Origin of the sequence: Lacticaseibacillus salsurae (assembly GCF_045862175.1) — a bacterium.
GTDB classification, from domain to species: domain Bacteria; phylum Bacillota; class Bacilli; order Lactobacillales; family Lactobacillaceae; genus Lacticaseibacillus; species Lacticaseibacillus salsurae.
Genome location: NZ_BAAFZI010000109.1, coordinates 1 through 2,969, shown reverse-complemented (window position 1 = coordinate 2,969; position 2,969 = coordinate 1). Strand labels below are relative to the sequence as shown.

Sequence of the window (2,969 nt, the reverse complement as noted above, 5' to 3'; positions counted from 1 at the left end):
AAGCTGATTGTAATGGCTCATTAGGAAACCTCCGTATAATGGTGTTCTCAACAAACAACATTCTACGCTGTCTCCTAGTGGGTCAGTCTTATTTCTTAATGTTCCACTTCAATTGTAAATTCAAGTATATAAAAGGGCCTAAAACTCCTGGCGAAGGATTATCTTCCAACACCAAAAATTTTAGACCCCTTTTTTTATACCCCATGAAAGTCACTGGGGTTCATAGTTGGTCATATAGATATTACCAAAAACATTACCAGACGTTACAAGATAATCATGCACAACTCAAAATGCCAGCACTGAAGCGGAGACGCTCTGCTCAATTGAGTGGCTTTTTTCATGGCATGCGTTAGCTTCTTTTTGATCGTGATACTGCGTGCTAAATGTAAGACAATACTAATGCCATAAGGTTGTCAGTGCTCCGATTGGGTGCGTGTTGTTTTGCAATTTAGAATATCAACGCTCCTTTTCTCCAAGGGTAACGTTCTTATGGGTGTTATTATTGAAAACGGCGTAACAGCGGTATTATTGGTATTCGTCTGTGTTTTTTTGCGCTTGTTTCGTAAGGATCCTATTGCGGTGCTCCGATAATAAGTTAGGATGTGAAAAGGTGTAATCTCTGGCGCTAAGGTTGCGTTTCAATGTTAAGAATTGCTTCATACAAGCGGGTACAAACGTTTTGCATATCCGATTGTGTATAAATAAGATGCACCCGTTTCTGAAGCATCTGAGGGTTATGGTGATACAATGCAGGTAGTGAGTCAAAATGACAAGCTAGGTGGTATTTCATGGATCCCGCAAAAAACTCTTAGAGTTCACGAGGATAATCGAGAATGGAGCCAATTTCTTGAAGCTGAACAAGCTAAATTCGATGCACAAGCTTCCGCAAAATCAGATACCAACAAGTAGCATCCACATTGTGGGTGCTTCTTATGTACAATGGATTCAGACGGGGTATATAGCTTACGAATTGTTTGTATGCTTTTACATGTTTTTAGCAGTTTTGTATTCTACACAAAGTGACCGAGACATAATTCGGTCTCAACAAAATAATCCGATCAAACTTTCATATTTCTTCTGAAAGTTTGATTGGATTTTTCCTTATTTTTAGGATTTTTCGATAACTTGACCAAATTTCGCTGTTGTGCGGACAACAAATAGACCTCCAAGCAATCAAGCTCTTGAGAAGTTCTGGGTATTGTTCAATTAGGATTGATAACTTGGTTAAATTGTCCGCCGTCAATGCAATTCCAAGTCCATTGGTAACCGGCTGCAGACCGTGGACAGAGGCACGCATAAAGTTCAAGTTTCGCTTGAGGTTGCCAAAGACCGGTTTGACTTCGATATTCCGTGTGGCATAGACAGCGCCAAGTCCTCATCACTAAGATGCTTTCGAATCGCGGTCTTTTGTGCTTCCCAATGCGGATTAATGCTGATGCAGCACAGTTTTCTACCAGTTGTGAGGCACCGTTGATTCTGATCTTCATCCGTAACAGGAATGGCCTCATAGCCGATAAAGTGACGGGTCATATCAGTGGCCTTGTCGGTGCAATCGTATTCAGCATAACGCCGAAATCTAACCCCGTGTTCGTCGATGCATTGGTCCAAGCCCCCTTCGTATCGCCAATTTTGGCTTTTTGAAGAATCTGTCCGGTAGCGGCGAGACTGTTCTGTGAGATACATTGTGAACGGGATTAAAGGAGTAGCGTGATACTCATTGACGATGTAATCATAATTTGCCTCACTTCCGTACCCAGTATCAGCGACAACGTTGTGAAATGTAGATCAAGCCTCTTGAATCTAGTAAACACGTATAACACGTCCTTATAGAAAACACTGTCTTCTTAGGCTAGAGTTCAAAATGAATGTCAGCTGTAAGAGCGGCGTGATCAAGATTCTGTGATGGAAGTACTTCATAATGCAAATTCTCGACTGTCACAGACTCAGTTGTCAGTATGTGGTCAATCGACGTATGCGCAGGAAGATAGGAGAATCCAGTTTTGGGAGTAAGGTAGTTGATGCCAAGTGGCTTCAGAACTTCAGCCTGGTGCTGCTTGCTGGCGGGCTTCTGCGAGTATCCTCCGTCGTAGTTTGTTCTAATTGCGCCGTGGTTATTATCACCCGCGGCAAGGATTTGCGCTGGCTTAAGAGACATGATGAGTGATTGCAGTTCCGGTAGTGCGATGTCGGCAATAGAACGGTAATTTTCGATCATATTGAATTCTTGATCATTGCTTAAGAAGCTATGGAGACGATAAGCGAGAATCACGGTGGGAATTTCAAGGTATCTGAATTTGATAGCAAGATAATCCTGGATTATTCACCTCGGTATTGGGGACATGAAATCGCATCTGGCCGGTCTGAAAGCAACGTTTGGATCGTTGCGAATACTGACTGAGCGGAGAAGTTGGTGATCGATGCACCACGAACAGACCGACCCAGTTTTCGGCTCGACGCACGACCTATTCAGTTATTCAGTTCAGGTCGCCAACTGATGGACTTCGTCCATGAGCCGACTAAACCAGTTCTTGTAAACATAGTTAGAAGCAAGATGAATCACCACACGACGGGCGTGCCAAGTAATCCTACCGGCGATGTGAAAGAGGCTGAACCGTAGCGAGGAGATGGTTGAACGACGGTCTTCCGAGACAAAGAGCTGTTTAAAGAGCTGAACCAGGTTATAGGCAATACCGGTGATCAAGGCTCGTGCAGTGTTCCGTGCAAAAGTTGAGCTGTCTGTTTTGTCAAAGCCAAACCCGCATTTCAGCTCCTTAATTCGGTTCTCAGCATTGCCCCGCTGTCTATAGGTCTTGAACAAAGTCTCTGGAGCCTCGGAGGCCAGGCTGGTCACTACGAATGCGTGGTTCCAGGGAACTAGCTCATCTGCCGTATGAGTAGAACATACGATAACACGGCGAGCTTTACCCCATGACGCGGCCTGATACTTGAATTCGTGGTAGACGCATTTG

2 protein-coding genes are annotated in these 2,969 nt (G+C 44.0%); both read right to left on the bottom strand.

All coding sequences use genetic code 11. From position 1 onward, the window contains the following. Positions 1–1,849 precede the first annotated feature (1,849 nt). Positions 1,850–2,215, bottom strand: a complete 366-nt coding sequence (locus tag ACKTSG_RS13910; protein ID WP_407895606.1) for a hypothetical protein — start codon at positions 2,213–2,215, stop codon at positions 1,850–1,852. 264 nt (positions 2,216–2,479) lie between these two features. After that, the coding region (locus ACKTSG_RS13905; protein ID WP_407895604.1) for a transposase at positions 2,480–2,969 on the bottom strand (490 nt) is incomplete at its 5' end.

What these genes read in the sequence shown, in the direction of transcription:
- ACKTSG_RS13910 (WP_407895606.1), bottom strand. Translation starts at nt 2,215, where the DNA reads ATGATCGAAAATTACCGTTCTATTGCCGACATCGCACTACCGGAACTG.